A 25182-nucleotide genomic window follows, 5' to 3' on the forward strand; every position below is an offset into this window, starting at 1 on the left:
GCATTCCATTCTGCCCAGAAAAACAGGAACTTGGGAAAAACGAGTCCCAAGTTCCTATGGTCAGAATTCCATAGCGCAAAGTCACAAAATGCAATACTTATAACCATTCTTTTTTCTTTACCATAGTTTCCTTACAATTCAGCAGGAAATTTTGTTTCAGCGGCTGTCTGTTTTTAATAGCAAATTAGTGATTTCTGTTGAAAAGAGAAGGGGATTCTCCAAAAGATTATGTGAGCTAACCAGAGAAAAATTCTCCATGAGGTAGGAGTAGTTAAATGTAATTTTTATACAATCAAGTAAGAAAGTATCTTCTTCTAGAGATGTTCATTCTAATGAAAACCATAGTCTTCTGGGCAATCCCCATTCTCACCAACTGTAGATTTGGATAGTCAGAAAAAAGAAATAATACCATATCCCAGATGCGGCTTCGGAGCGTGTTTAAGATGCGAATGAGCATTTTAAACACAGCGACTACAGAGCAGATGGGATATGGTATTATTTCTTTTTTCGTCTACACCAAATCTACAAATTCGTATTTTATATGGTATAATAAAATAATTAGATGGAGGAGGAAAGTTATGAAAAAACTATTTAGCAGGTGCAGTTGGCTTATAACTGTGCTGATATGTTTAGGTATTCTGTTTTCAGTAAAAACGTTTGCTAAGGACAGTGCTGCTGATGATTCATTAAGTGGATCTTTAGGGAAGAATATTACATGGACGTTAGAAGGAAGTTCTGATTCTGGATATACTATTCGTATAAGTGGTAGTGGAGATACACCGGATTACGATTATATTAGTGATATTCCATGGTATTCTCACATTAATGAGATTAAAAGCGTTGTTGTTGAAGAGGGAATTACAGGTTTAGGAAAATCATCTTTTTATAAAAGTACAAGTATCCAATCTGTTAAATTAGCAGATAGTGTTCGTTCGATTGGAGAAATGTGTTTTTTTCGGAATGGATCTTTGGAAAAAATTGAATTGGGGAACGGCCTGACATCTATTGGGGAAGCGGCTTTTTCAGTTAGTAACCTAAAAAAAGTTTCTTTACCTATAGGGATTACACATATTGAGTCAGATACATTTTATGGCTGTAAACAGCTTGAAAGTATTAATCTTGAACACGTAAAAAGCATTGGTAGAAGGACTTTCTACATTTGTTCTAATTTGTCGGGTATTCATTTATCAACAGATCTTCAACAACTGGAGTATGCGGCTTTTCGTGGATGTAGTTCTATTGATAAGGTTAATATTGGAAGTAAACTGAGTGAATTAAGTGAACAGGTATTTGCTGAGTGTTCGTCTTTAAAAGAGATTTATATACCTGATAATATTACAGCGATTCAGAAAGCGGCTTTTTATGAGTGTACTGCTCTTGGGCAGGTAACTGGAGCTAAGAGTGTAGAAGTGCTGGGAGAGATGGCTTTTAATGGTGCAAAATCTCTTGAAACGTATCCTTTCGGTGATAAAGTTTGGTCTATTGGAAACAGTGCATTTTCTGGTTGTTCATCTTTTAAGATTGATAAAATTCCTGACAGTGTAACATTTATGGGAACATGGGCCTTTGGCAAAACAGCAATCGAAACTATTGAGTTTGGCAGTGGATTGACATATATTAATTCTTATGCTTTCTCATATTGCTCAAACTTAACAAAAGTTACGCTACCAGCCAATATGCAGTCTATTAAAATATATGCCTTTTCTCATTGTCCCAAATTAAAAAATGTAATTTTTACAGAAGGTTTGAAAACAATTAATGAAGGAGCCTTTACAGGTTCTATTATTAAAGAAGCTGTAATTCCTAAGTCAGTATCTGCTATAGGCAGTAGAGCATTTCCGGATAGTACAAAGCTGACTTTACTCAATGACAAATTGACAAATATGGGAGGAAATACATATAAAGTAATTCATAAGGCTAAAGCCTCTTTTTACTATAATTATGATTATGCCTATGAAGTTCTTGAGTTGGTGAATAAGATTAGAAAAGAAAATAATCTTGAGCCGGTGACTATGGATGTTGATTTACTTGATAATGCCATGTATAGAGCTTCTGAACTTGCTCTGTATTTTAGTCATCAATCACCTATGGGATTTACAGCAATCGGTACAACAGAAAATTGTGCATTAGGTCAGAAAACTCCTCAGAAGGTTGTAGATGCTTGGATGTCGGATGAACACAAATATCCTATTCTCTCATCAGATTTTACTGCAATAGGCATTGGAGCTGTCGAATCAAACGGTCAGCTACACTGGACACAAGAATTTTTATCTAAGGTATCAGAAGAAGCGATGCAATCTTCTTATAAAAATGGGAATCAGATTAATACGATTAAATATACAACAGATATTGTAAACAATTTTTATCCTGAACAAGAATTGGTCAAGATTAAGGAAAAAGGAAATAGTTCTATCGTAAGTATCCTAAAGCGAGCGGTTCTATTACCTGATTCCGTCCATTATGTATCTTCTGATGAAAAGGTATGTACAGTTTCCAAAGATGGTAAGCTTACTGGTAAGGAAGCGGGAAATGCAACAATTACAATTTATGCTGCAGATAGCGCTGATGAATATGCTCTGCAAACGACAGTCCAGGTGGAAGTACAACATAATTGGCAGTCGAAATATACAATTGATAAAGAACCTACTTGTACAGAGAATGGTAGTCAGAGTATTCATTGTGATGTTTGTAATGCAATTAATCAAGATAGAGTAGGAGTAATCAAAGCAACTGGACATAAATGGTCTGCTTGGGAAGTGACAAAAGAAGCAAGCGAGACAGAGGAAGGAAGTCGAAGAAGAGTCTGTGAGAATGATGCGACTCACATGGAGATAGAAGTAATCCCTGTTTTAGCTCATGTGCATAAGTTGATGAAGGTAGAAGCAAAGAAAGCAACATGTACAGAAGACGGAAATAAGGAATACTATGTATGTTCCAGTTGTAAGAAACTTTTTGCCGATGCTGACATTGGAAAAGAAATCAACAAAGAAGATACCGTAATCAAGGCAACAGGTCACAAAGCAGAAAAGATAGCTGGAAAAGCAGCAACGTATACAGAGAATGGCTTAACAGAAGGAAGTAAGTGTTCTATCTGTGGAACAGTTATCGTTGCTCAGAAGGTAATTCCTAAAAAGGATATTAAAGGAGATGTTAAAAATCCGACTTCTGTTAATAGGGTAGAAAAGAAAATTACAGGAAATAGGAGTGATGGAGATATTAAAGATTCAACATTTAACAGTCTCCAGTTAAGAGCTAAAAAGGCAGGAAAAAATTATATCAATCTGTCTTGGACAAAGGTTAAAGGTGCTTCTGGTTATATTATCTATGGTAATAGATGTAATTCGAATGGAAAAGTATATCCACTTAGAAAAGTTATAAGTACGGCAAAAATGTGTCAGAAAATTATGAAGCTGAAGAAAGGCACCTATTATAAGTATGTAGTTATTGCTTATAAAATGACAGGGGCAGGTCAGAAAGTAATTGCATCTTCAAAGACTATTCATGTGGCAACTGCTGGAGGCAAGGTTGGTAACTATAAGAAAGTGAAACTTAACAAGAAAATAGTCAAGTTAAAATGTGGGAAAGTCTTCAAGATAAAGGCAGAACAGGTACCTGAAAAGAAGAAGCTAAAGGTAAAAAGACATAGGGATCTTTGTTTCGAGTCATCAAATCCTGCCATTGCTGCAGTGAGTGCTTCTGGTAGAGTGAAAGCAAAGAAAAAAGGAAGATGTGTAATATATGTATATTCACAAAGTGGAACCTTTAATAAAATGACTGTTAGAGTTAAGTAACGATAATAACAGAAAGAAACTTTGTGATGGAGAAAAATAATGTTGAAGTAACAAATGAAGTTTCTGTGAACTGTAGTAAAAATATTGACAGCAAAAGAGGTTTTTTGATATAATAAACCTATCAAAAAAGTAGGTTAAAACTGTTATGATAGAAAAAGTCTATTGTAACAGTTTTTTTCTGCTTAAAAGAGTTTTGATTTTATTTTTGCAGATTTTACTTTCGAACATGAAGAAAGCAAGCACTTAGGTTAAGAGAATTTAAAAATTATTTTTGTAAATTTTTTTACTAGAAAGGAGAACATCATGGAACGCAGGCAATTATATATTGACGGGATGACTTGTATAAATTGTCAGAAGAAAATAGAGAATTGTTTAAGGAAAAGAGTAGAGATTAAAGAAGCTTCTGTTTCTTATGAAACAGGAGTAGCAAAAGTTTTATATGATGCGAATAAAATTACATTGCAGGAAATTATTCGTATCATAAATGATTTAGGATATGATGTGAAATCTGAAGCAAACTCTCGGAAAGATATTGTATTGCGAACAGCGAAAGAACTGGTTGTGATTTTAGCAGTATTTTTGCTTTTACAGCATTTTGGAATACTTAACCGGCTTGCACCGGATTCTTTGGCAGATGCGAGTATGGGTTATGGAATGCTTTTTATGATAGGGCTGATTACTTCGGTGCATTGTATCGCGATGTGCGGTGGGATTAACTTATCGCAGACATTGCAGAAAGAAACATCAAAAGATATTAGCCGAAAAATGTTCCAAAATACCCTGATGTACAATATGGGACGTGTTGTTTCTTATACAATTATCGGCAGTATACTTGGTGCGGTAGGAGGTCTGGCTGGAATTGGTGATGGTTTGCAATCTTCGTTTTTATTACAGGGAATTTTAAAGTTATTTGCAGGAATCATTATGATAATTATGGGAGTAAATATGCTTGGGATTTTCCAAGGGCTTAGAGGCTGTTTGAAAAATCATTCCAGTAAGCTGCAAAAAATCAGTAAGATGCATAAAATACAGACTTCATTTCTGCATAAAAAACGGATTCCATTTGTTCATAAAAAAATATCAGGAGGAAGAAAAACACCATTTATCATAGGAATATGTAACGGATTTATGCCTTGCGGACCACTTCAATCTATGCAGATTGTGGCACTTGCATCAGGGAATATGTTTACAGGAGCATTTTCTATGTTCTGTTTTAGCCTTGGTACGGTACCTCTGATGTTAGGATTTGGTTCAGTGGTTTCTGCTTTTGGAAAGCATTTTACAAGAAAGGTGTTAAGAGTCGGAGCGATTCTTGTAGTAGTAATGGGTTTATCTATGATGATGCAGGGAACTTCTTTGTCGGGACTTGATATAAAAGTTGCAAGTGTTTTTTCAACAAAAGAAAGCAGTCAGATGCAGGCAGATAATACGAATGTAGCGGTAGAAAAAAATGGAGTGCAGTATGTTTCAAGTACATTAGAATCTGGTCACTATCCAGACATTATAGTGAAAGCTGGTGAACCAGTGGAGTGGACAATCAAGGCTTCTGAAAAAAATATTAATGGATGTAATTACAAAATACTTTTACAGGATTTTAATCAGGAGCATACCTTTGAATCTGGCAAGAATGTAATCAAATTCACACCCGATAAGGAAGGAACCTATACTTATAGCTGCTGGATGGGAATGATTACAGGAAAAATATATGTGAAAAGCTGAAAGGAATAATTTATGAAAAAATATATTACAATTGTAACAATGATAATGTTGTCAGTGGCAACTCTTGTAGGTTGCGGAAAAGAAAAAGCAAATGGAGACACAGATATTTTTGAAAACTGGAAAGCGAATTAGCTTCTGAGTTGTGAGAGATATTAATGTCAATATGAGTGCAGCCATTGTTAGATTCCAATAAAGTAAAAAAATTATATAGCAATCTGAAATAACATTACCATAAGTGGCATGGTAATAATAGCAAGCAGGGTAGTTACAACATTGATTGCACTGGCGTACTGTGAATCATTTCCATAAACCTGACACATCTGTGTGACGGTAGAGGCAGATGGTGTGATAATTGCAAGAAAGACAATCAGCATAAGCTTATTTCCATTTGAAGAAAATGTGGAAAGCTGACTGCATTTAATAAGAAAAAGTGCAATTATAGGGACGATAATTAAGCGTAAAAATGAAACGAAATATACTCGTTTATTTGCAAAAATCTGCTTGAAATCCATGCCGGCAAAAAGCATACCAGTAACAATCATGCTTGCAGGACCGATCATGGAGCCAACAGCACTTAACGTATTATTGATAATTGCTGGCAAATGAATTCTGGTTAAGAAAAGTATGATGCCAATTGCAATAGAGATCATATTAATATTTAATACAATTTTTCTCCAGTCATAAGAGGATTCCCGGCTAATAATTTTCTTGCAATGTGTCCATATAAATACAAGCTGTACACTCATAAAAACACAGCCATAAAGAATCCATTCTTTTCCTAAAATAAACGTCACGATTGGTACAATTAAGTTGCCGGAATTAGAATAATAGATTGAAGCAACTTCCACTTCATTCAAATGAAATATTCTTCCCAAAATAGAAACAACAATCAAAAGAATTACCTGTGTCATAACAGAACCAGCAAGGGCAATAAGAAGTCCTTTTACTGTCTGAGGTGTGTAATCTACCTGAAAAGCATTAATGATTACACAGGGAATAATAAGATAAAGTACAATGACAGATAATATTTTACTATCCTCTGCTTTTAGAAGCTTCGCTTTTACAATGATAAAACCCATAAAGATCATAATAAAAAGCTGAATAATTTGGTTCATAAGAAGTAAACTGATGTGCATAAAATCATCTCCTGGTTAAATTTAAATATTATGTAGTGCACATAGGTATGTATAAAATATATAGAATGATTATTGTTGCTGGCTCTAAATGTTTCAATACATTCATCACCTGCCATAAGCCGCATTAATTATACAACAATTTTTATATTTTGTCTGTCTAAAAAATATGATTTTTATATCCTCTTACAGCAAGAAGACTCCGACCTCTAAGGTGGGAGATAAATTGCCAATCAGGTAGCTGAGTTAAATATCGAATACAAGTTACATACAATGGTATGTGATATTTCTAAAGATAAAGTAGTAACCGTAATGAACCGCGAAGAAGGTATCGTTATGTATCAGGCAAAGGAGATGCACCCTAAGAAAGAAGAGAACCTATATTTGTGACTCTATCACTGTGGGTTGAATATTCGCTTAAAGGCTCATATTCAATCCTCGTTCTAAGGCCACAAATATAGGTTCTCTTCTTTTTTAGGGTGCTGTCTTTGGCTGGTGGAGGAAAGTCAGAAGTTATTTTTAGAGAGATTTTTCAAAAGTCTATGATTTCTATTCAAATGGAAATATCCAGAAGAAGTGTGTCAATCCTTTAGACTTTAATTTTCCGAGAAGCCATAGACTGCTGGAGAATCCCCTTCCCACCAATTGTGGATTTAGTATAGTCAGAAAAAAGAAATAATCCCCTATCCCAGATGTGGCTTGGGAGCGTGTTTAAGATGCGGATGAGCATCTTAAATACAGCGACGACAGAGCAGATGGGATAGGGGATTATTTCTTTTTTCGTCTCCACGAAATCTACAAATTTTTACTTTTATTTTACAAAACTATGGTTTTGAACTTTACATGAGTCCCGTATCCTTTAGAGGAAGCTTGAGGAAAGCAAGCTTAAGAAAGAAAAAAATAAAAGAAAGTAAGAAAGAAGGATTACAATCATGAAGAAATTTATCAGCTTCGCGTTAATCGCAGCGATGGCAGTAACTACTCTTGTAGGATGTGGAAACAAAGGTGGTAATGCAGCAGGAGGAAGTTCCGATGCAGCAATTACTGTAATGTCAAGAGAAGATGGTTCAGGAACAAGAGGAGCTTTTATCGAACTGTTCGGTATTGAAGAAGAAGAGAACGGAGAAAAAGTAGATAAGACAACAGATGAGGCAAGTATTACAAACAGTACTTCCGTAATGATGTCTTCTGTAGCAAATGATGCGAACGCAATCGGTTACATTTCTCTTGGATCTTTAAATGATACTGTAAAGGCTGTAAAGATTGATGGTGCAGAAGCTTCTGTAGATAACGTAAAGAATGGCAGCTACAAAGTAGTAAGACCTTTTAACATTGTATTAGGTAAAAAAGTAAGTGATGCAGCAAATGATTTTGTAAGTTATATCATGAGTGCAGAAGGACAGAAGATTGTACAGGATAACGGATACATTCCTGTTGATGAGGCAGCAGCTTCTTATAAAGCAACTGGTGCAAAAGGAAAAGTTGTTGTAGGTGGTTCTTCTTCCGTATCTCCTGTTATGGAAAAATTAGTAGAGGCTTACAGTAAAGCAAATAAAGACATTCAGGTAGACGTTCAGACAACAGATAGTACAACAGGTGTTTCTTCTACAGTAGAAGGTTCTTATGACATCGGTATGGCATCTAGAGATTTAAAAGATGATGAAACATCACAGGGTGTAGAAGGAAAGACGATCGCAAAAGATGGTATTGCAGTTGTCGTAAACAATGACAATTCCGTAGATGAATTATCCACAGATCAGGTAAAATCTATCTTCACTGGTGAGACAACATCATGGAGTGACGTTAGTAAATAAAGGAGAGAACAGACATGGCAAAATCTAAAGAAAAAATAATGGAAGTCGTTTTTCTGCTCGCTGCCTGTGTCTCCATTCTCGCTGTAGCATTAATATGTGTATTCCTTTTCGCAAACGGAATACCTGCAATGAAGAAAATCGGCTTTGCCGATTTTCTTCTTGGTACAACCTGGAAGCCGGGAAATGATATTTATGGAATCTTCCCAATGATTCTTGGAAGTATTTATGTTACAGCAGGAGCGATTATCATCGGTGTTCCGATTGGATTACTTACCGCAGTTTTTCTGGCATGGTATTGTCCGGAAAAGATTTATAAGGTTGTAAAACCGGCAGTAGAGCTTTTGGCAGGTATTCCATCTGTAGTATATGGTTTCTTTGGTATGGTGATGATCGTACCGACGATCCGTTATAACATGGGTGGTACAGGAAGCAGCATTTTAGCCGCATCCATTCTTTTGGGAATTATGATTCTCCCGACAATCATCGGAGTATCTGAAAGTGCAATTCGTGCAGTACCGGGAAGTTATTATGAAGGTTCTCTGGCACTGGGGGCAACACATGAGAGAAGTATTTTCAGAGCTGTATTACCGGCAGCAAAGTCAGGAATTTTTGCAGGAATCATTCTTGGTGTAGGTCGTGCGATTGGTGAGACGATGGCAGTTATCATGGTAGCTGGTAACCAGGCAAGAGTTCCAAGCGGCATTTTAAAAGGTGTTCGTACACTGACAGCAAATATCGTAATTGAGATGGGATATGCAGAAGGTCTTCACAGAGAAGCCTTAATCGCCACAGGCGTTGTATTATTTGTATTTATCCTTGTAATCAACCTCGCATTTTCTATTGTAAAAATGCGTTCCAACAAAGAGTAAGACAGGAGATGAGTAAATAAGATGGGAACGATGCAGCAGACAGCGAAAGCAGCCACAATGATAAACGAAGCTCCTATGAATCGTCTGTCATTAAGTGACAGATTAAAATCTTACAAAAGAACACCAGGTTCTTTGCTCGTTATGTTGCTGGTTGTTTTATCCGCAGTAGCAACGATTGCGGCACTTGTATTTTTGATTTTATATATTCTTGTAAATGGTATTCCGTATATCAACGCTGATTTATTTTCATGGAATTACACTTCGGAAAACTGTTCCGTAATTCCGGCAGCGATCAATACGGTAATTATGGCAGCGATTTCTCTTTTACTTGCCGTTCCTTTTGGAATCGGATCCGCAATTTATTTAGTAGAGTATGCTAAAAAAGGAAATAAATTAGTAAAAGTTATTCGTGTAACCGCAGAAACATTAACAGGTATTCCGTCAATCGTATATGGATTATTCGGTATGTTATTTTTCGTAACGGCATTAAAATGGAAATTCTCAATTCTTGCAGGTGCATTTACATTAGCGATCATGATTCTTCCAGTTATTTTAAGAACAACAGAAGAAGCATTATTGTCTGTACCAGATTCTTATCGTGAAGGAAGTTTTGGACTTGGGGCAGGAAAGCTTCGTACGATTTTTAAAATTGTTCTTCCGGCAGCAGTACCGGGAATCCTTTCCGGTGTTATCCTTGCAACCGGACGAATCGTAGGAGAAACAGCCGCATTGATTTATACTGCAGGAAGCGTAGCGAAAATTCCAAGCAGTGTATTTTCTTCAGGAAGAACGTTAGCAGTGCATATGTATTTACTTGCAAATGAAGGTTTACATGTAAATCAGGCATATGCAACAGCGGTAATATTACTGATACTTGTTATTGCGATCAATGCTTTATCTTCCTTTATCGCAAAGAAGATTACAAAAGCACAGTAATTTATAGAAAGGCAGGACAATATCTTGGCAAATAAAATGATGATTGATGACCTGAACCTGTATTATGGTCAGTTTCACGCATTAAAGGATATATCTTTAAATATACAGGAAAAAGAGATTACCGCATTTATCGGACCATCCGGTTGTGGTAAATCTACATTATTAAAATCATTAAACCGTATGAATGATTTAGTGGAAGGATGTAAGATTACCGGTCAGGTAACTTTAGATGAAACAGATATCTACAGAGATTTAGATGTGAATCTTCTTAGAAAAAGAGTAGGTATGGTATTCCAGAAACCAAATCCTTTCCCAATGAGTGTATATGATAACGTAGCTTACGGACCAAGAACACATGGTATCCGCAGTAAAGCAAAGCTTGACCAGATTGTAGAAGAGGCATTAAGAGGAGCAGCTATCTGGGATGAATTAAAAGACCGCTTGAAAAAGAGTGCATTAGGTCTATCTGGAGGACAGCAGCAGAGACTTTGTATCGCAAGAGCGCTGGCAGTAAAACCAGAAGTATTGCTTATGGATGAGCCGACCTCCGCGCTTGACCCGATATCTACGATTAAAATCGAAGAGCTTGCACAGGAATTAAAGAAGGATTACACGATCGTAATGGTAACTCATAATATGCAGCAGGCAACACGAATTTCCGACAAAACAGTATTCTTCCTGTTAGGAGAAATTATTGAGACAGGAAAGACAGATGAATTATTCTCTATGCCAAAAGATAAACGTACAGAGGATTATATTACAGGGAGGTTTGGTTGATATGCGTATCCGCTTTGATGAACAGTTAGAACAACTTAATGAAGAAATGATCAATATGGGAAATATGATCGAAGCATCTATTGGAAATGCGGTAAAAGCATTGATGAAGCAAGATGAAGAACTTGCAAAAAAAACGATGGCAGGCGATGAGAAAATTGACCGTACAGAAAGAAAAATCGAAGACTTATGTCTTAGACTTTTATTACAGCAGCAGCCTGTAGCAAGAGATTTAAGAAATATTTCTTCTGCATTAAAAATGGTAACCGATATGGAACGAATTGGAGATCATGCAACAGATATTTCTGAACTGGCGATAGTTCTTTCTAAAAAACCATACGTGAAAAAGTTAGATCATATTGAAGAGATGGCAAAAGAGACGATGGTTATGCTGATTCAGAGTCTGGAAGCCTTTGTAGAAAAGGATCTAGATAAAGCACAAAAAGTCATTGCACATGATGATGTTGTTGATGACCTTTTTGAAAAAGTAAAAAAAGAACTGATTGCACTGATTAGAGTTCATGCTGATGAAGGGGAACAGGCAGTAGATCTTTTAATGGTTACAAAGTATTTCGAGCGAATCGGAGATCATGCAACAAATATTGCAGAATGGGTTATCTTTTCTATTACCGGACAGATTGTAGCATAATAAAAGCAATAATTTGGTAATACGTCCTGTTAGAATCTATGTTTCTAATAGGATGTCGAAAAAAGAAATAATTTTACATAAACTTTACATAGTTCTCTCTTTGGATTTTACATACATATGATAACGTAAAAACTACGTATTAGAAAAGTAAAATGTAAAACGGAGGAGAGAATATGAATATTTTTGGTATTTTATCTATGATAGGGGGACTGGCGTTATTCCTTTATGGTATGGACGCAATGGGTGCAGGACTTTCAAAGTTATCCGGCGGCCGTATGGAACGTCTTCTTGAGAAACTGACTTCAAAAAGAATTATGGCAGTTTTATTAGGAGCCGGCGTTACTGCAGTAATCCAGTCTTCATCTGCAACGACAGTAATGGTAGTAGGTTTTGTAAATTCAGGAATCATGAAACTGAACCAGGCTGTCGGTATCATTATGGGAGCAAATATAGGTACGACAATTACATCCTGGCTCTTAAGTCTTACAGGGATTCAGGGAAGTAGCTTTGTATTACAGATGTTGAAGCCGTCCTCATTTTCTCCTATCTTAGCTGTGATAGGTGTAGGGCTTATCATGTTCACAAAAAACGAGAAAAAGAAGGATATCGGTAGTATTTTTATTGGATTTGCCATTTTAATGTATGGAATGGAAGCTATGAGCGGAGCAGTAGCACCTCTTGCAGATAATGAAAAGTTTACCGGTATTCTTACTACGTTTTCTAATCCACTTCTTGGACTGTTAGCAGGTACGATTCTTACGGCAGTAATTCAGAGTTCCTCTGCGTCTGTCGGTATTTTACAGGCACTTTGTGCCACAGGAGCGGTTAATTTCAGTACAGCTCTTCCAATTATTATGGGACAAAACATCGGTACTTGTATAACAGCGATTATTTCCAGTATTGGTACAAGTAAAAATGCAAAAAGAACAGCCGCAGTACATCTTTTCTTTAATATTACCGGAACAATAATCTTTATGGTTGTTTTTTATACTTTAAATGTATTTGTTCATTTTCAGTTTTTAAATACTGCTGCAAGTCCGGCAGGTATTGCAGTTATCCACAGTTTATTTAATATCGGCGCAACCATTCTTTTATTCCCATTTGCAAATCTGCTTGAAAAAATGGCAATTTTTGTGATTCCGGATAAAGAATCTGAAATGGAAGAGATGGAAGAAGAAAAAATCAATCCAGATCTTGCCAGATTGGACGAGCGTTTCTTAGATAAACCGGGATTTGCGATGGAAGAATGTCGTAGTGTTGCGATTAATATGGCAAGAAAATCACAAAAAGCAATGAATCTTGCGATTGATCTGCTTGGAGAATACAGTGACAAGACGGCAGACAGAGTAGAAAAATTAGAAAATCAGATTGATCAGTATGAAGATGCGCTTGGTACCTATCTTGTAAAATTAAGTGGGCGGGAGCTTTCGATAAAAGACAGCCGGGTTTTATCCGTACTGCTTCACTGTATCGGTGACTTTGAGCGGATTTCTGATCATGCCGTAAATATCAGAGATGCCGCAGTGGAAATGCATAAGAAGGACCTGAAATTTTCTGAAAAAGCAAAACAGGAACTTCGTGTATTTTCTAATGCAATCCGAGATATTTTAGACAGAGCAGTGATGGCGTTTGAGACAGGCGATGTGGAACTGGCAAAAGAAGTAGAACCATTAGAACAGGTTGTAGATGCCTTAAATAAAGAAGAAAAGCAAAGACATATCAACAGGCTTCGCACCGGAACATGTACGATTGAACTTGGATTTATTTTGTCGGATATTTCCACAAACTTTGAACGTGCCGCTGACCATTGTTCCAATATTGCAGTATGCCTGTTACAGGTTGACGAGGGTGGGTTTGACACCCATGAATATCTTGATATACTAAAAGAAGAAAACAGCGAAGAATTTCAACATGAATATATGGAGCTTAGTGAAAGGTATGCTTTACCGGAAAGTAAACATACTGGCAAGAAAGAAAAGATAGCAAAGACAGAAAAGATGGAGGCAAGAAAAGATAGTGGAAAATAATTATGGAGGAAAATAAGAATGGCAAATATTTATATAGTAGAAGATGATACAAACATTCAGGAAATAGAAGCAATCGCATTAAAAAACAGCGGTCATAACGTGGAACAGTTTGAAGATGCCAAACATTTTTATAAAAAAATAGAAGAAAAACTTCCTGATCTGGCAATTCTTGATATTATGCTGCCAGATGAAAATGGATATGAAATTGTAAAAAAGCTTCGTAAAAATCCAGCAACAAAAAAGCTGCCGATTATTATGGTAACTGCAAAGACATCGGAAATTGATATGGTAAAGGGATTAGATATCGGAGCAGACGATTACATAAAAAAACCATTTTCCATTATTGAATTTATTACAAGAATAAAGGCCGTTCTTCGCCGTACTGTAGAACAGCCGGATGACAAATATATGACGATTGGAGAAATCTTCCTTGATAATGAGCGTCATATGGTTTATGTAGACAATAAAGGAATTGAGCTTACTTATAAAGAATATGAACTTTTAAAACTGCTCATGCGTAATGCGGGAATCGTTTTGTCAAGAGAAATGATTATGGAACGTGTATGGGATACAGAATTTGAAGGGGAATCCCGAACCGTTGATATGCATATCAAGACTCTTCGTAAAAAGCTGGGCGATAGCAGTAAACATATCAAGACAGTGCGTAATGTCGGATATGTAATGGAATAAAAAAGAAACAGGGGAAGTATCATGAGAAGAAAGATTAATGTACAACTGGTAAGTATTTCGCTCATTGCGATTGTTGCTACTATGCTGGTCATGCTGTTTGTATTTTATGATTTATTTCAGACACAGGTGCAGGATGACTTAAGAGCCAATGCCATTGTATTGAAAAATACAGGAATTTTTCATTCTGGAAATGAAAATGCATTACATATGGATTACAGGAAACTTCGAGTTACATGGATCTCTGCAACAGGAACAGTCCTTTATGATAATGATGCAGATGTAGGAACAATGGATAACCATATGAGTCGTCCTGAAGTGAAACATGCATTTAAAGATGGAGATGGAAATGCCGTCCGGAAATCTGCGACGATGGATACAAATACTTTTTATTATGCCATAAAGTTAAATGATGGTTCGATACTTCGAGTAGCCAGAGAAGCAAGCAATATATGGAGCGTATGCGGAAAGATACTTCCCATCGTAGCGGCTACGATTCTTATTATGATGATTTTATGTATTATTCTGGCACACATTATGACGAAAAACATTATAAAACCAATCGAGCAGATGGCAGTAGATTTAGACGATTTTTCTGTTATTCCAGCTTATAAGGAATTAGAGCCATTTGCGGCAACGATTCGGGCACAACATACGGATATTTTAAAAAGTGCCAGAATGCGGCAGGACTTTACGGCAAATGTGTCCCATGAATTAAAAACGCCACTTACCGCGATATCCGGTTATGCGGAACTTATGGAAAATGGCATGGTTCCTTCAGAAGAAATTGGAACTTTCTGCCAGAAAATCGAAAAAAGCGCCCGCCGTCTCCTTTCGCTCATCAATGATATTATCCGTCTTTCTGAATTAGATAGTGCGAATACCCAGCTCATTGTAGAAAAGTTTGACCTTTTTGAAGAAGCAGCACTCTGTGTAGAAAATATGCAGATTTATGCGGAAAAAAATGATGTGACTATTACATATGAAGGTGGTCCGCAGGAAATCACTGCAAATCGGGAGATGATAAACGAGCTGATCAATAATCTTTGTGCCAATGCCATTCGCTATAATAAAAAGAACGGAACAGTAAAGGTCAGAGTAGACAGTGAACAAGGTCATTCATATTTGAGAGTAGAAGATACTGGAATCGGTATTCCAAAAGAACATCAGAAAAGAATTTTTGAACGATTCTACCGCGTAGATAAAAGCCGTTCAAAACAGACTGGAGGAACCGGTTTAGGGCTTGCCATCGTAAAACATATCGTTGCACTTCATGATGCAAAACTCGATCTTCAAAGCGAAGTTGGAAAAGGGACTACAATTACAGTGACATTTTAAACTGACTATATTAAACCGATAGGAAAAGCGAATAAAAAGCAAAATAAACTCCAAAAAGAAACAAAGTGACCATATTGACTATATCTAAATTGGATATTTCAATATGGTCATTTTTGCTGTACTATACGGGCAGATGCAAATGAAAAAGGCAATATTTTATCGGGAAAATGAAAGGAGTTTATCATGAATAATAATGCAGAAAAACAATATGAATTAAATAAAGAACTTGCTCAGATGTTAAAAGGTGGTGTCATCATGGATGTTACTACTCCGGAGCAGGCAAAGATTGCAGAAGAAGCTGGTGCATGTGCTGTTATGGCGTTAGAGAGAATTCCAGCGGATATTCGTGCAGCCGGTGGAGTTTCAAGAATGAGCGATCCAAAGATGATCCGCGGCATTCAGGAAGCAGTTTCTATTCCGGTTATGGCAAAGTGCCGTATTGGACATTTTGCAGAGGCACAGATTCTTGAAGCAATCGAGATTGATTATATTGATGAGAGTGAAGTTCTTTCTCCGGCAGATGATGTTTATCATATTGATAAAAAACAGTTTAAAGTGCCATTTGTATGTGGAGCAAAAGATTTAGGAGAAGCACTCAGAAGAATCAATGAAGGTGCTTCTATGATCCGTACAAAAGGAGAGCCTGGAACTGGTGATGTTGTACAGGCAGTACGTCATATGCGTATGATGAATCGTGAGATTGCACGCATTACTTCTATGAGACAGGATGAACTTTTTGAAGTAGCAAAAGAGTTAAGAGTTCCTTATGAATTAGTGTTAAAAGTACACGATACCGGAAGACTCCCAGTCGTTAATTTCGCAGCCGGTGGAGTTGCAACTCCGGCAGATGCGGCATTGATGATGCAGCTTGGTGCAGAGGGAGTATTCGTTGGTTCTGGTATTTTTAAATCCGGTAATCCAAAGAAGAGAGCAGATGCGATTGTAAAAGCGGTTACAAATTATAAAGATGCCAAAATGCTTGCAGAGCTTTCTGCTGATTTAGGAGAAGCGATGGTCGGCATTAACGAGAGTGAGATTCAGTTATTAATGGCAGAGAGAGGAAAATAAAGAGAGGAAAACAAAATGAAGGTTGCGGTACTTGCGGTCCAGGGGGCCTTTATAGAACATGAAAAAGCATTAGAAAGACTTGGTGTGGAGACAGTAGAGCTTAGAAAGGCAGAAGATTTAGAACAGGATTTTGATGGCCTTGTTCTGCCGGGCGGAGAAAGTACCGTACAGAGCAGACTTTTAAAAGAACTTTCTATGTTTGAACCTTTAAAGAAAAAAATAGAAGAAGGTCTTCCGGTTTTGGCTACCTGTGCCGGTCTTATTTTACTGGCACAGAATATTTCAAACGATGAGAATCGCTGCTTTGCTACGTTACCGGTTACTGTAAAGAGAAATGCATACGGAAGGCAGCTTGGAAGCTTCTATTATGAGGGAGAGATTAAAGGAATCGGAACATTTCCTATGGAATTTATCCGCGCTCCGTATATTGAATCTGTCGAAAAAAATGTGGAAATCCTTGCACAAGTAGAGGAAAAAATTGTGGGAGTTGCTTACAAAAATCAGTTAGCATTCTCATTTCATCCGGAATTAACTGGAAATGACAGAATTCATGATAAATTTATAGAACTAATTAAGGTAAGTAATAACTAACTTTTACCCTAAGATACAGTTGCCAGCTGAAAAAGCCTATGTTACAATAGATGAGAATTAGATACACAGCATATAAGTTCCGAAGGGATGAAAAGAGAATCCGGTGAGAGTCCGGAGCGAATCCGTCACTGTAAGGGGAGTCTGTACAATAAGCCACTGAGATATTATATTTTGGGAAGGATGTACCGATGGAGAACCAAGTCAGGAGAACTGCTTATATGTTTAGTCAACTCATCTTACGGAATTTTAAGAGAGCTGTATATCTCGCACATAAATCGACTATATGATTTGCGATGGAATTGGGATTCCAATCTATTTCAAATTTATTAGGTGATTTATGATTGAAAATTTAGAATACGATAGATGAAGAGACTTATAGTGAGTATAGGTCTCTTTTTCTTATCATAAAAAGCAGCCATCCTATAGGAGAAGAGGCAATTTAGGAGTACTTTTTGTTTGAATATACGGAATACTCTTTATGGATGGGAATCATTTTGAGATACAGTATTGTTAAAGGAGGTTATGTAGAAGTTTATGGGATTTCAGTTAGGCAATCTTTATGTAGAAAAGGGTGAAAAGGTATGTGGATTTTTAAAGCTGCCTTTTACAGAGGATGAATTACCCGTAACATTAATCTATGGACAGGAAGAGGGACATACGGTTTTAGTAGACGGAGGAATTCACAATGCAGAATATGTAGGAATTGAGTGTGTCACAGGACTGGCAGCAAAGCTTCAGCCTAAAGACATTAAAGGAATTCTTATCCTGCTTCATATTGTCAATGTAAATGGATTTAAAGCAAGAACGGTCAGTGTTTCTGCAGAAGACGGAAAGAATCTCAACCGGGTATTTCCGGGGGATGCGAATGGAACGTATACGGATAAGCTGGCATATTTTATAGAAAAAGAGATTTTTTCAAAAATAGATTATTATATCGATGTACATAATGGAGATTGGTTTGAGGATTTAACACCATTTATTTATTGTGTCGGTAACGCTCCGGAGGAGACCGTAGCGGAAGCAGAAAGAATGGCACAGGCAGCAGATATGCCATTTTATGTGAAGTCACAAAGTGGAAAAGGTGGAGCATATAATTATGCCGGAACGTTGGGAATTCCATCGGTACTGATTGAGCGTGGATGTAATGGTATGTGGTCAGAAGAGGAAGTAGCAGCCTCACAGAAAGATGTAAAGAATATTCTTCGCCGTATCGGTATGTTAAAGACAAGACCAACGTTAGCAGAAATGCAGATGCGTGTACCAAAACATATGAATCATGCACATTATGTTGATTCAGAAAAGGCGGGCTGCTGGTTCCCGAAAAAGAAGGCAGGCCAGATTGTGAAAGCCGGTGAGCTTTTAGGAGAATTAAAAGATTATTTTGGAAATGTCATCGAAGAATTTCGTTTAAAAGAAGACGCAATCATTCTGTATCAGACAATTTCTTATTCTGTTCCGGAGAATTCTCCATTAATTGCATATGGACATTATGATATCTGTATTGATGATATGGGAAATACACACCAGCATACACATGATGAACTTCATAAACATCGTAAAGAACATTATGACGATCATGCCGGAATTCATTCTCGTGAGATGTGGGAGGATATGATTTGAAAAATAACAGCCATACTTTAACTAAAGGCAGCGTAGGGAAGGGCATACTTTTATTTGCTCTTCCCCTTTTGGGTTCGAGTCTTATTCAGCAGCTTTACAGTACAGTAGATCTTATTTTTGTTGGACAGCTTCTTGGGACGAAAGCATCGGCGGCGATTGGAGCCAGTGGTCTGATCGTAACCTGTATGATCGGATTTTTTAACGGAATGGCTGTAGGGACGAATGTCTTTGCGGCAAGACATTATGGAGCAAGACGCTTTGAACAATTAAAGAAACTGATACAGACGATCTTTTGGACGGGAATAATCGGAGGCTTCTTTTTAACAGTGATCGGTCTGGTCTTATCTCCGGTATTTTTAACCTGGATGGGTACGCCGGAGAGTATTTTTCCACTCGCAGTACGATACCTCCGTATCTATATGGCCAGTATGATATCTGTAGTCAGTTATAATCTTTTAAGCGGTGTACTAAGAGCACTGGGCGATTCCAGAACACCGATGCTATATCAGTTTTTTGGCGGGATCATCAATGTTTTTGCGGATTTTATATTTTTATATGTTTTTCATATGGGAGTAGAAGGAACAGCGTTTGCAACGTTATTTTCCCAGACATTTGCGGCTATCGGAGTCATGATCCATTTATATCGATTAAGAAAACCGTATGCACTGCGGATTCGTTTTTCAGATTGCAGCCTGAAAGAATTTACGGATATACTAAAAGTAGGTGTGCCGGCTGGGGTGCAGTCAATTATTATCACCTTGTCCAATATTATCATACAGTCACAGATTAATACATTAGGTGTTACTTCAGTAGCATCGTTTACAGTCTATTTCAGAGTGGAGTTAATTATCTACCTGCCAATTGTCGCACTTGGACAGGCGGTTGTTTCCTTTATTGGACAAAACTATGGAGCCGGCAACTGGGAAAGAATCAAAAAGGGTAACAGACTTTGTATTTTTGGAGGATCGCTCATTACATTTGCTGCCTGTATACTGCTTATCATAGCGATGCCGGTGATTTTAAATGTATTTACAAAAGATGCTGCAGTAGCAGCGCAGACATTAGAAATCGTAAAAGTAACCTTTCCATTTTACTTTTTTTACACCGTTCTTGAATGCTTCAGCAGTAATTTAAGAGGCTTTGGAAAGGCCTTTCTGCCAATGATCGTAACGGTGATCAGTTTCTGCGGCTTCCGGATCGTTGCATTATTTGCGCTTATGGCAAAGAATCCTTCCCCGGATAAAGTAGCATTATCTTATCCAATATCCTGGGGAATTGCAGCGGCAGCGATGGCGATACTCTATGTAAGGAACAATAGAAATAGAAGCAGAAAAATATAGTGCGATCCGATCAGGTACAATACCGAAAGGTTTTGTCGGTAAGTATTCTGGCAAAGATCAATCCAAGCGGCAGAGCCAGAATGATTAAAATTGCAGAAGCAAACCAGGTTGCGGAAGTAGCAAGGGACATAATACCAAGGTTGTAGAATCCTCTGTAAAGATAAAGCCCCGGAACCATAATAACGATCGAAGGAACTGTGACAGAGATTCTTGGATACCCAGCTTTATTTTTTATCAAAGAGGCAAGAAGACCTGCGGTCAAAGCGCCGATAAATGCGGCGGCGGCAGGAGGAAAGTTTATCAGATCAACAAGTTCAAGACGCAGCGTATTTGCAATAGCACCGATCAATGCGGCGGTTACTGCCAGCGGAACAGGACTGTTGAACATAATAGAGAAACCAAATACACCGCAAAAACTTGCAAGAAGCCGGAACAGGATCCAATCAGATAATGGTAATGAGATTTTTAAAAAGTCAACCGGCTGAAGATGGAGAATCAAAGCCATGATCCAGGCAGACATTGTTGCAACTAAAATAATGATCAGAGCATAACCGAGTCGTTCAATACCGGAACGCATATCCAGTTTTGCAAGGTCAATACCGCTGGTGATAAAAGGAAATCCCGGAATGATAAATAACATGGCACAGATATATCCGGCTTCATGCCGCACAGAAAGATGGAGAAAGACTTCCCCAAGCTTTAAAAGTCCAGCATAGGAAAGACAGGCGAAAGATACGGATAAAACAATGCCAAGAAATAAAGTATAATGATGTTTGGTTAATTTGCATCTTAAAAAGTTTCCAAGACCGGCACCAATAAAAGCGCAGAACATTTCAATCAGTCCGCCGCCAAGCAAAAAAGTAAATCCGCCACAGGCGATAGCAGCAGCAATACCAAGAGCAACTGGAGAATAAAGACCATGAATTTCTTCGATACTATCAAGAAAATCGTGCAGTTGATTTCCAGACATAGTCTTTCCTTCTGTTTCAAAGTTTCGGATAAAATGTTCCAAACGATTTAACTTTGAAGTATTGACTCCGGTATTTGTTAAACAAAGAGATTGTGTAAAGCCTTCTTCTCCATCAAAACAGGTATACTCAATTGACATTAGCCCAATATCCGCTGTACAGGTGACACCCATCGTCTCAGCAAGCGTATTCATAGAACTTCGTACACGCCATGCACCGGTTCCACAGGATAAGAGCATGATACCTACTCTGCCGATAATAGAAGCCTTTTCTGTAAGACTTGCCTGTGTGACCGGAATATTTTCTCCATTATTGTCAGTATATTCATGCCAGAGAACATCCATGTGATTTTTTCGTATTGTTGACTGACTCATTTTAACACTTCCCTTTACAGTTCTTTATAGATTTCGTTACAGTTCAAGACTTTTTACCCCGGCTTTTTTAATCATTTTTTCACGACAGGTTAAAACAAGTCCGTCTACCTCACTCAAATGGTGTAACATTTTCTTTTCAAATTCACGAATAGGAAGAAGAATACCGATTTCATCAAAAGTCTGTTCTTTCTTTAATCCGGTTTCCTGTCCGTAATAAACGATTGCATGGGGAGCTTCTTTTTGGATATTATGGAAGGTATTCCATACAACAGCGTAAGCCTGTGCTTCAGTTAAACCTAACTTTTTCGTATCAGGAAGTGCATAGAGAATCATAATACCACGTCGTTTATTTTCTTTTTTCTCCGTAATATTCATCTCGCTGCCGCCAACATAGGAACGAACGATATCATATCCATCGGCAAGATAAAGTTTAGAACGAGGCGCACATTCATGATTCTTATAAATTTCTTTAAATTTACTATACTCTCTACTGGAAACGATTTTCTTTGCTGTAGGCAAAAGCTCTCCGTCAGGATTTGTTAAAAGAACAGGATTCATTCCGGCTTTTCCATGAAATTTTTTAGGAATCAGGTACGCATCTCTTAAAAGATCAAACATACTTTTTCCGCAAAGTTTTAATAAAAGAGCGGTGACATCACCGTTTTGATAGGCATAAAAGAGTACTTTGGAAAAATGTTTCGGATCATCCGATTCTAATAAATGATTATCATCCATTGCATCATAAAAAACATCCATTAATTTTTTGCAGGAATCCGGAGAAGCAAGAATCTGGGAAAAAATAGCTTCAACTTCTTCCTCTCTTGGTAAAACAGTTTGCATAATAACACCTGGCTTTCCTTTCGTATGGCTTAAGTATAGAAAGGAAAAGTTCTGACATCAAATGTTTTATTTACATATTGAATATGTGTAGGATATATCGGATGTAAGATGACTCCCACATCTACGATATATCTTGAATAGAAATATAAAATTTTTCCATTATTTTTATCTTGAATCCATATTCATAATGCGTTATAATAAACGAGTAAATAAATACAGAATCTTCGGGGATGGGTGTAATTCCCTACCGGCGGTATTTGTTTCAGATGAAGCATCTGTTTATGAGCGAACGAATCTGGTAACATAAGCCCGCGAGCCATTGGCATGATTCGGTGAGAGTCCGAAGCCGACAGTACAGTCTGGATGAGAGAAGAATGAGAAGAGAGCGGTTTTTATAGTATTTTTATTGTATTGAATGAAGCATCAGGTAAAGGATAGAATCAGTAAAGGATAGAATTACATGATGTGGACTCTGACGCATAATATTATATCAGTTCGTTTAAAAGTGTAGCTTAACCCCGATAATATTTCTATCGGGGTATTTTTTATGGGTTAAAAAAGCTAAAGTTTCCTTCCCTGTTCAAACTTTATTATTTGGAGAGAATGTATTGTGTTTTTCGTAATGTATTTTCAGAGCTTTTTGTAAAATCAAGGACAAAAAGATTCCGAGAGTGCATAGTAAAAGAATGGAGGAATTGAAAAATGAGTCAGTATTATCTTGGATTTGATGCAGGAACGCAGAGTGTAAAAGTAGCGGTATATGATGAGAATATGAATTGTATCGTATCCTCTTCCGCACCAACAACATTAACTTATCCGGAGCCGGGATGGGTAAGTATGGACGTGGATGAGTATCTGGCACTCACGATTAAAGGAATGAAGGAATGTGCTTCTTTGATGAAGGAAAAAGGACTGGATGTGACAAAGATTAAGTCGATTATGGGAGATGGTATTATCTGTGGTATCTGCGGTGTAGATAAAGACGGTAATGCGATCACACCATATATTAATTATCTTGATTCACGTACAAAGGATGATGTAGATCTCGTAAATAGCTGGGATTTAGACATTTTTGGAAAAGAAACAGGTAATCCGGAAGCAAACTGTATGTTCCCTGCCATGTTTGCCCGCTGGTTTTTAAAGAATATAGAAGGATTTAAAGAAAACGGCGCGAAGTTTATTCATGATGCCCCTTATGTACTGGCACATCTTGCAGGTCTTTCTGCAAAAGATATGTTTATTGACTGGGGAACAATGTCTGGATGGGGACTTGGATATAAAGTAGAAGAGAAATGCTGGTCGAAAGAACAGCTTGATCTTCTTGGTATTCCGGAAGAAATGATGCCACGAATCGTAAAGCCATGGGATATCATCGGACATTTAACAGAAGAAATTGCACAGGAAACAGGACTTCCGGCAGGAATTCCTATTTGTGGAGGTGCAGGAGATACTATGCAGTCCATGATCGGAAGTGGAAATATGAAGCCGGGACAGGCCGTTGATGTTGCGGGAACCTGTTCGATGTTCTGTGTATCCACAAAGGGAATTATACCGGAATTAAGCAAGAAAGGAGCCGGTCTTGTATTTAACAGCGGTTCTCTTCCAGATACGTATTTTTACTGGGGCTATATCCGTACCGGCGGTCTTGCATTACGCTGGTTCAAGGATAATATCTGTAAAAAGGCAGAAGACGATAATTATTATCGAGTATTAGAAGAAGATGCCAGAAAAGTTCCGGCAGGTTCAGATGGTGTACTTTTCCTTCCATATCTGACAGGTGGAATCAATGATATTCCGGATGCGGTAGGATGCTTCTTAAACATGACAATGGATACAGATCAGGCGACCTTATGGCATGCTGTTTTAGAAGCGATTGGTTATGATTACATGGAAATCACAGATCTGTATCGTTCTGCGGGAATTGACTTAAGCCGCATCACGATCACAGAAGGCGGAAGTCGTGATAATATGTGGAACCAGATGAAAGCAGATATGTTAGACAGTCGTACAGTCACATTAGAGAATGCGGCCGGTGCCGTTATGACAAACTGTATGTTTGGTGCCTATGCAGTAGGAGATGTAGACAATATCACCGAAGCTTTATCAGGGAATATTCACCTGAAAAATGTATTTGAACCTTCCAGGGAAAATGTAGAATTTTACCGTAAACAATATGAGAAAAAAACACACCTCGTGAAAAATACCATGAAGGAAGCTTTCGAAATCCTCAAGGAGCTGAGATAGTCTGCTTGGAAACAGACGACCGTTGAAGGAGGTAGCTATAGCAGAAACTCCCTGACCTAAACCCACACCATCAATTTATAGAAGCCAGAAAATGCAAACTCCTGTAATAGGAAAATGTGATGTCGGAGCAAGTAAAAATGCGGTGACGCATTTTCTACGCCGCGATTATCTTCACATTTTCCTATTACAGGAGTTTGCATTTTCGTCTCCCATATGATATAATTGTCACTGTGCTTTGGAGATGTACCCAAGTGGCTGAAGGGTCCGCACTCGAAATGCGGTAGGTCGGCTATAACCGGCGCGAGGGTTCAAATCCCTCCATCTCCGTTTAGATGACTGACCAGAGGTCAGGTGATAAGGAATATAAGAGCGGCAGGGCTTTGAAGATAGAAGTCATGTC

Annotated in this window: 18 protein-coding genes, 1 tRNA gene and 2 riboswitches; of the genes, 16 read left to right on the forward strand and 3 right to left on the reverse strand. The window is 37.7% G+C overall.

Annotated elements, in window-relative coordinates; translation table 11 throughout:
- Window positions 1–578 precede the first annotated feature (578 nt).
- Both EHLA_RS02680 and EHLA_RS02685 read left to right on the forward strand, forming a co-directional pair.
- Window positions 579–3791 carry a leucine-rich repeat protein gene (locus tag EHLA_RS02680; RefSeq protein ID WP_162290848.1) on the forward strand — a complete coding sequence of 1071 codons (3213 nt, stop codon included), beginning with the start codon at window positions 579–581 and terminating at the stop codon, window positions 3789–3791.
- Window positions 3792–4094: 303 nt separating this feature from the next.
- On the forward strand, window positions 4095–5510 hold the full coding sequence (locus EHLA_RS02685; protein WP_096239225.1) for a sulfite exporter TauE/SafE family protein: 1416 nt from the start codon (window positions 4095–4097) through the stop codon (window positions 5508–5510).
- 203 nt (window positions 5511–5713) lie between these two features.
- On the opposite strand, the gene EHLA_RS02690 is transcribed toward EHLA_RS02685, so the two are convergent.
- The gene (locus EHLA_RS02690) at window positions 5714–6646 is read right to left on the reverse strand and encodes an AEC family transporter (RefSeq protein WP_096239226.1); all 933 of its coding nucleotides are present in this window, start codon (window positions 6644–6646) and stop codon (window positions 5714–5716) included.
- Between the two features lie 929 nt (window positions 6647–7575).
- Between EHLA_RS02690 and EHLA_RS02700 the strand changes: the two genes are divergently transcribed.
- From EHLA_RS02700 to EHLA_RS02755, 12 genes are all read left to right on the forward strand, one after another.
- Entirely contained in the window at window positions 7576–8457 is an 882-nt protein-coding gene (locus tag EHLA_RS02700; protein ID WP_096239227.1) for a substrate-binding domain-containing protein, read from the forward strand.
- 14 nt (window positions 8458–8471) lie between these two features.
- Complete coding sequence (pstC, locus tag EHLA_RS02705) at window positions 8472–9326, forward strand: phosphate ABC transporter permease subunit PstC (protein WP_096239228.1); 855 nt, start codon at window positions 8472–8474, stop codon at window positions 9324–9326.
- A 75-nt stretch (window positions 9327–9401) separates the two neighbouring features.
- A complete protein-coding gene (gene pstA, locus EHLA_RS02710; protein WP_096241535.1) occupies window positions 9402–10262 on the forward strand; it encodes a phosphate ABC transporter permease PstA in 861 nt (286 codons plus the stop codon).
- Window positions 10263–10298: 36 nt separating this feature from the next.
- Window positions 10299–11039, forward strand: coding sequence for a phosphate ABC transporter ATP-binding protein PstB (pstB, locus tag EHLA_RS02715; RefSeq protein ID WP_216412264.1), 741 nt, complete (start codon window positions 10299–10301; stop codon window positions 11037–11039).
- Window position 11040: 1 nt separating this feature from the next.
- A complete protein-coding gene (phoU, locus tag EHLA_RS02720; protein WP_096239230.1) occupies window positions 11041–11685 on the forward strand; it encodes a phosphate signaling complex protein PhoU in 645 nt (214 codons plus the stop codon).
- A 173-nt stretch (window positions 11686–11858) separates the two neighbouring features.
- Window positions 11859–13712 carry a Na/Pi cotransporter family protein gene (locus EHLA_RS02725; protein ID WP_096239231.1) on the forward strand — a complete coding sequence of 618 codons (1854 nt, stop codon included), beginning with the start codon at window positions 11859–11861 and terminating at the stop codon, window positions 13710–13712.
- 18 nt (window positions 13713–13730) lie between these two features.
- Entirely contained in the window at window positions 13731–14402 is a 672-nt protein-coding gene (locus tag EHLA_RS02730; protein WP_096239232.1) for a response regulator transcription factor, read from the forward strand.
- A 21-nt stretch (window positions 14403–14423) separates the two neighbouring features.
- On the forward strand, window positions 14424–15737 hold the full coding sequence (locus EHLA_RS02735; protein ID WP_096239233.1) for a sensor histidine kinase: 1314 nt from the start codon (window positions 14424–14426) through the stop codon (window positions 15735–15737).
- Between the two features lie 183 nt (window positions 15738–15920).
- Window positions 15921–16805, forward strand: coding sequence for a pyridoxal 5'-phosphate synthase lyase subunit PdxS (pdxS, locus tag EHLA_RS02740; RefSeq protein ID WP_021907282.1), 885 nt, complete (start codon window positions 15921–15923; stop codon window positions 16803–16805).
- 15 nt (window positions 16806–16820) lie between these two features.
- A complete protein-coding gene (pdxT, locus tag EHLA_RS02745) occupies window positions 16821–17396 on the forward strand; it encodes a pyridoxal 5'-phosphate synthase glutaminase subunit PdxT (protein WP_096239234.1) in 576 nt (191 codons plus the stop codon).
- A gap of 57 nt (window positions 17397–17453) precedes the next feature.
- A riboswitch (cobalamin riboswitch) is annotated at window positions 17454–17629 on the forward strand.
- A 301-nt stretch (window positions 17630–17930) separates the two neighbouring features.
- Window positions 17931–19016 carry a M14 family metallopeptidase gene (locus EHLA_RS02750; RefSeq protein ID WP_021907284.1) on the forward strand — a complete coding sequence of 362 codons (1086 nt, stop codon included), beginning with the start codon at window positions 17931–17933 and terminating at the stop codon, window positions 19014–19016.
- Window positions 19013–20356 carry an MATE family efflux transporter gene (locus EHLA_RS02755; RefSeq protein ID WP_157908538.1) on the forward strand — a complete coding sequence of 448 codons (1344 nt, stop codon included), beginning with the start codon at window positions 19013–19015 and terminating at the stop codon, window positions 20354–20356. Before EHLA_RS02750 ends, EHLA_RS02755 begins: the two co-directional genes overlap by 4 nt.
- 10 nt (window positions 20357–20366) lie before the next feature.
- Here the strand turns inward: EHLA_RS02755 and EHLA_RS02760 are convergent, their stop codons facing one another.
- Together EHLA_RS02760 and EHLA_RS02765 are read right to left on the reverse strand one after the other, a co-directional pair.
- Window positions 20367–21698 carry a threonine/serine ThrE exporter family protein gene (locus EHLA_RS02760; RefSeq protein ID WP_021907286.1) on the reverse strand — a complete coding sequence of 444 codons (1332 nt, stop codon included), beginning with the start codon at window positions 21696–21698 and terminating at the stop codon, window positions 20367–20369.
- Window positions 21699–21734: 36 nt separating this feature from the next.
- Window positions 21735–22538, reverse strand: coding sequence for a DUF4866 domain-containing protein (locus tag EHLA_RS02765; protein ID WP_021907287.1), 804 nt, complete (start codon window positions 22536–22538; stop codon window positions 21735–21737).
- A gap of 216 nt (window positions 22539–22754) precedes the next feature.
- Window positions 22755–22917: riboswitch (FMN riboswitch) on the forward strand.
- A 323-nt stretch (window positions 22918–23240) separates the two neighbouring features.
- Here EHLA_RS02765 and EHLA_RS02770 point away from each other — a divergent pair.
- Window positions 23241–24782 carry an FGGY-family carbohydrate kinase gene (locus EHLA_RS02770; protein WP_096239235.1) on the forward strand — a complete coding sequence of 514 codons (1542 nt, stop codon included), beginning with the start codon at window positions 23241–23243 and terminating at the stop codon, window positions 24780–24782.
- Window positions 24783–25019: 237 nt separating this feature from the next.
- Window positions 25020–25109: transfer RNA gene (locus EHLA_RS02775), tRNA-Ser, on the forward strand.
- The last annotated feature ends 73 nt before the right edge of the window (window positions 25110–25182 follow it).

Source organism: Anaerobutyricum hallii (assembly GCF_900209925.1).
GTDB classification, from domain to species: domain Bacteria; phylum Bacillota; class Clostridia; order Lachnospirales; family Lachnospiraceae; genus Anaerobutyricum; species Anaerobutyricum soehngenii.

Excerpts from the sequence above, each read along its gene's own strand:
- EHLA_RS02680 (WP_162290848.1), top strand. The coding sequence starts at position 579 with ATGAAAAAACTATTTAGCAGGTGCAGTTGGCTTATAACTGTGCTGATA.
- EHLA_RS02685 (WP_096239225.1), top strand. The coding sequence starts at position 4,095 with ATGGAACGCAGGCAATTATATATTGACGGGATGACTTGTATAAATTGT.
- EHLA_RS02690 (WP_096239226.1), bottom strand. The coding sequence starts at position 6,646 with ATGCACATCAGTTTACTTCTTATGAACCAAATTATTCAGCTTTTTATT.
- EHLA_RS02700 (WP_096239227.1), top strand. The coding sequence starts at position 7,576 with ATGAAGAAATTTATCAGCTTCGCGTTAATCGCAGCGATGGCAGTAACT.
- pstC (WP_096239228.1), top strand. The coding sequence starts at position 8,472 with ATGGCAAAATCTAAAGAAAAAATAATGGAAGTCGTTTTTCTGCTCGCT.
- pstA (WP_096241535.1), top strand. The coding sequence starts at position 9,402 with ATGAATCGTCTGTCATTAAGTGACAGATTAAAATCTTACAAAAGAACA.
- pstB (WP_216412264.1), top strand. The coding sequence starts at position 10,299 with ATGATGATTGATGACCTGAACCTGTATTATGGTCAGTTTCACGCATTA.
- phoU (WP_096239230.1), top strand. The coding sequence starts at position 11,041 with ATGCGTATCCGCTTTGATGAACAGTTAGAACAACTTAATGAAGAAATG.
- EHLA_RS02725 (WP_096239231.1), top strand. The coding sequence starts at position 11,859 with ATGAATATTTTTGGTATTTTATCTATGATAGGGGGACTGGCGTTATTC.
- EHLA_RS02730 (WP_096239232.1), top strand. The coding sequence starts at position 13,731 with ATGGCAAATATTTATATAGTAGAAGATGATACAAACATTCAGGAAATA.
- EHLA_RS02735 (WP_096239233.1), top strand. The coding sequence starts at position 14,424 with ATGAGAAGAAAGATTAATGTACAACTGGTAAGTATTTCGCTCATTGCG.
- pdxS (WP_021907282.1), top strand. The coding sequence starts at position 15,921 with ATGAATAATAATGCAGAAAAACAATATGAATTAAATAAAGAACTTGCT.
- pdxT (WP_096239234.1), top strand. The coding sequence starts at position 16,821 with ATGAAGGTTGCGGTACTTGCGGTCCAGGGGGCCTTTATAGAACATGAA.
- EHLA_RS02750 (WP_021907284.1), top strand. The coding sequence starts at position 17,931 with ATGGGATTTCAGTTAGGCAATCTTTATGTAGAAAAGGGTGAAAAGGTA.
- EHLA_RS02760 (WP_021907286.1), bottom strand. The coding sequence starts at position 21,698 with ATGAGTCAGTCAACAATACGAAAAAATCACATGGATGTTCTCTGGCAT.
- EHLA_RS02765 (WP_021907287.1), bottom strand. The coding sequence starts at position 22,538 with ATGCAAACTGTTTTACCAAGAGAGGAAGAAGTTGAAGCTATTTTTTCC.
- EHLA_RS02770 (WP_096239235.1), top strand. The coding sequence starts at position 23,241 with ATGAGTCAGTATTATCTTGGATTTGATGCAGGAACGCAGAGTGTAAAA.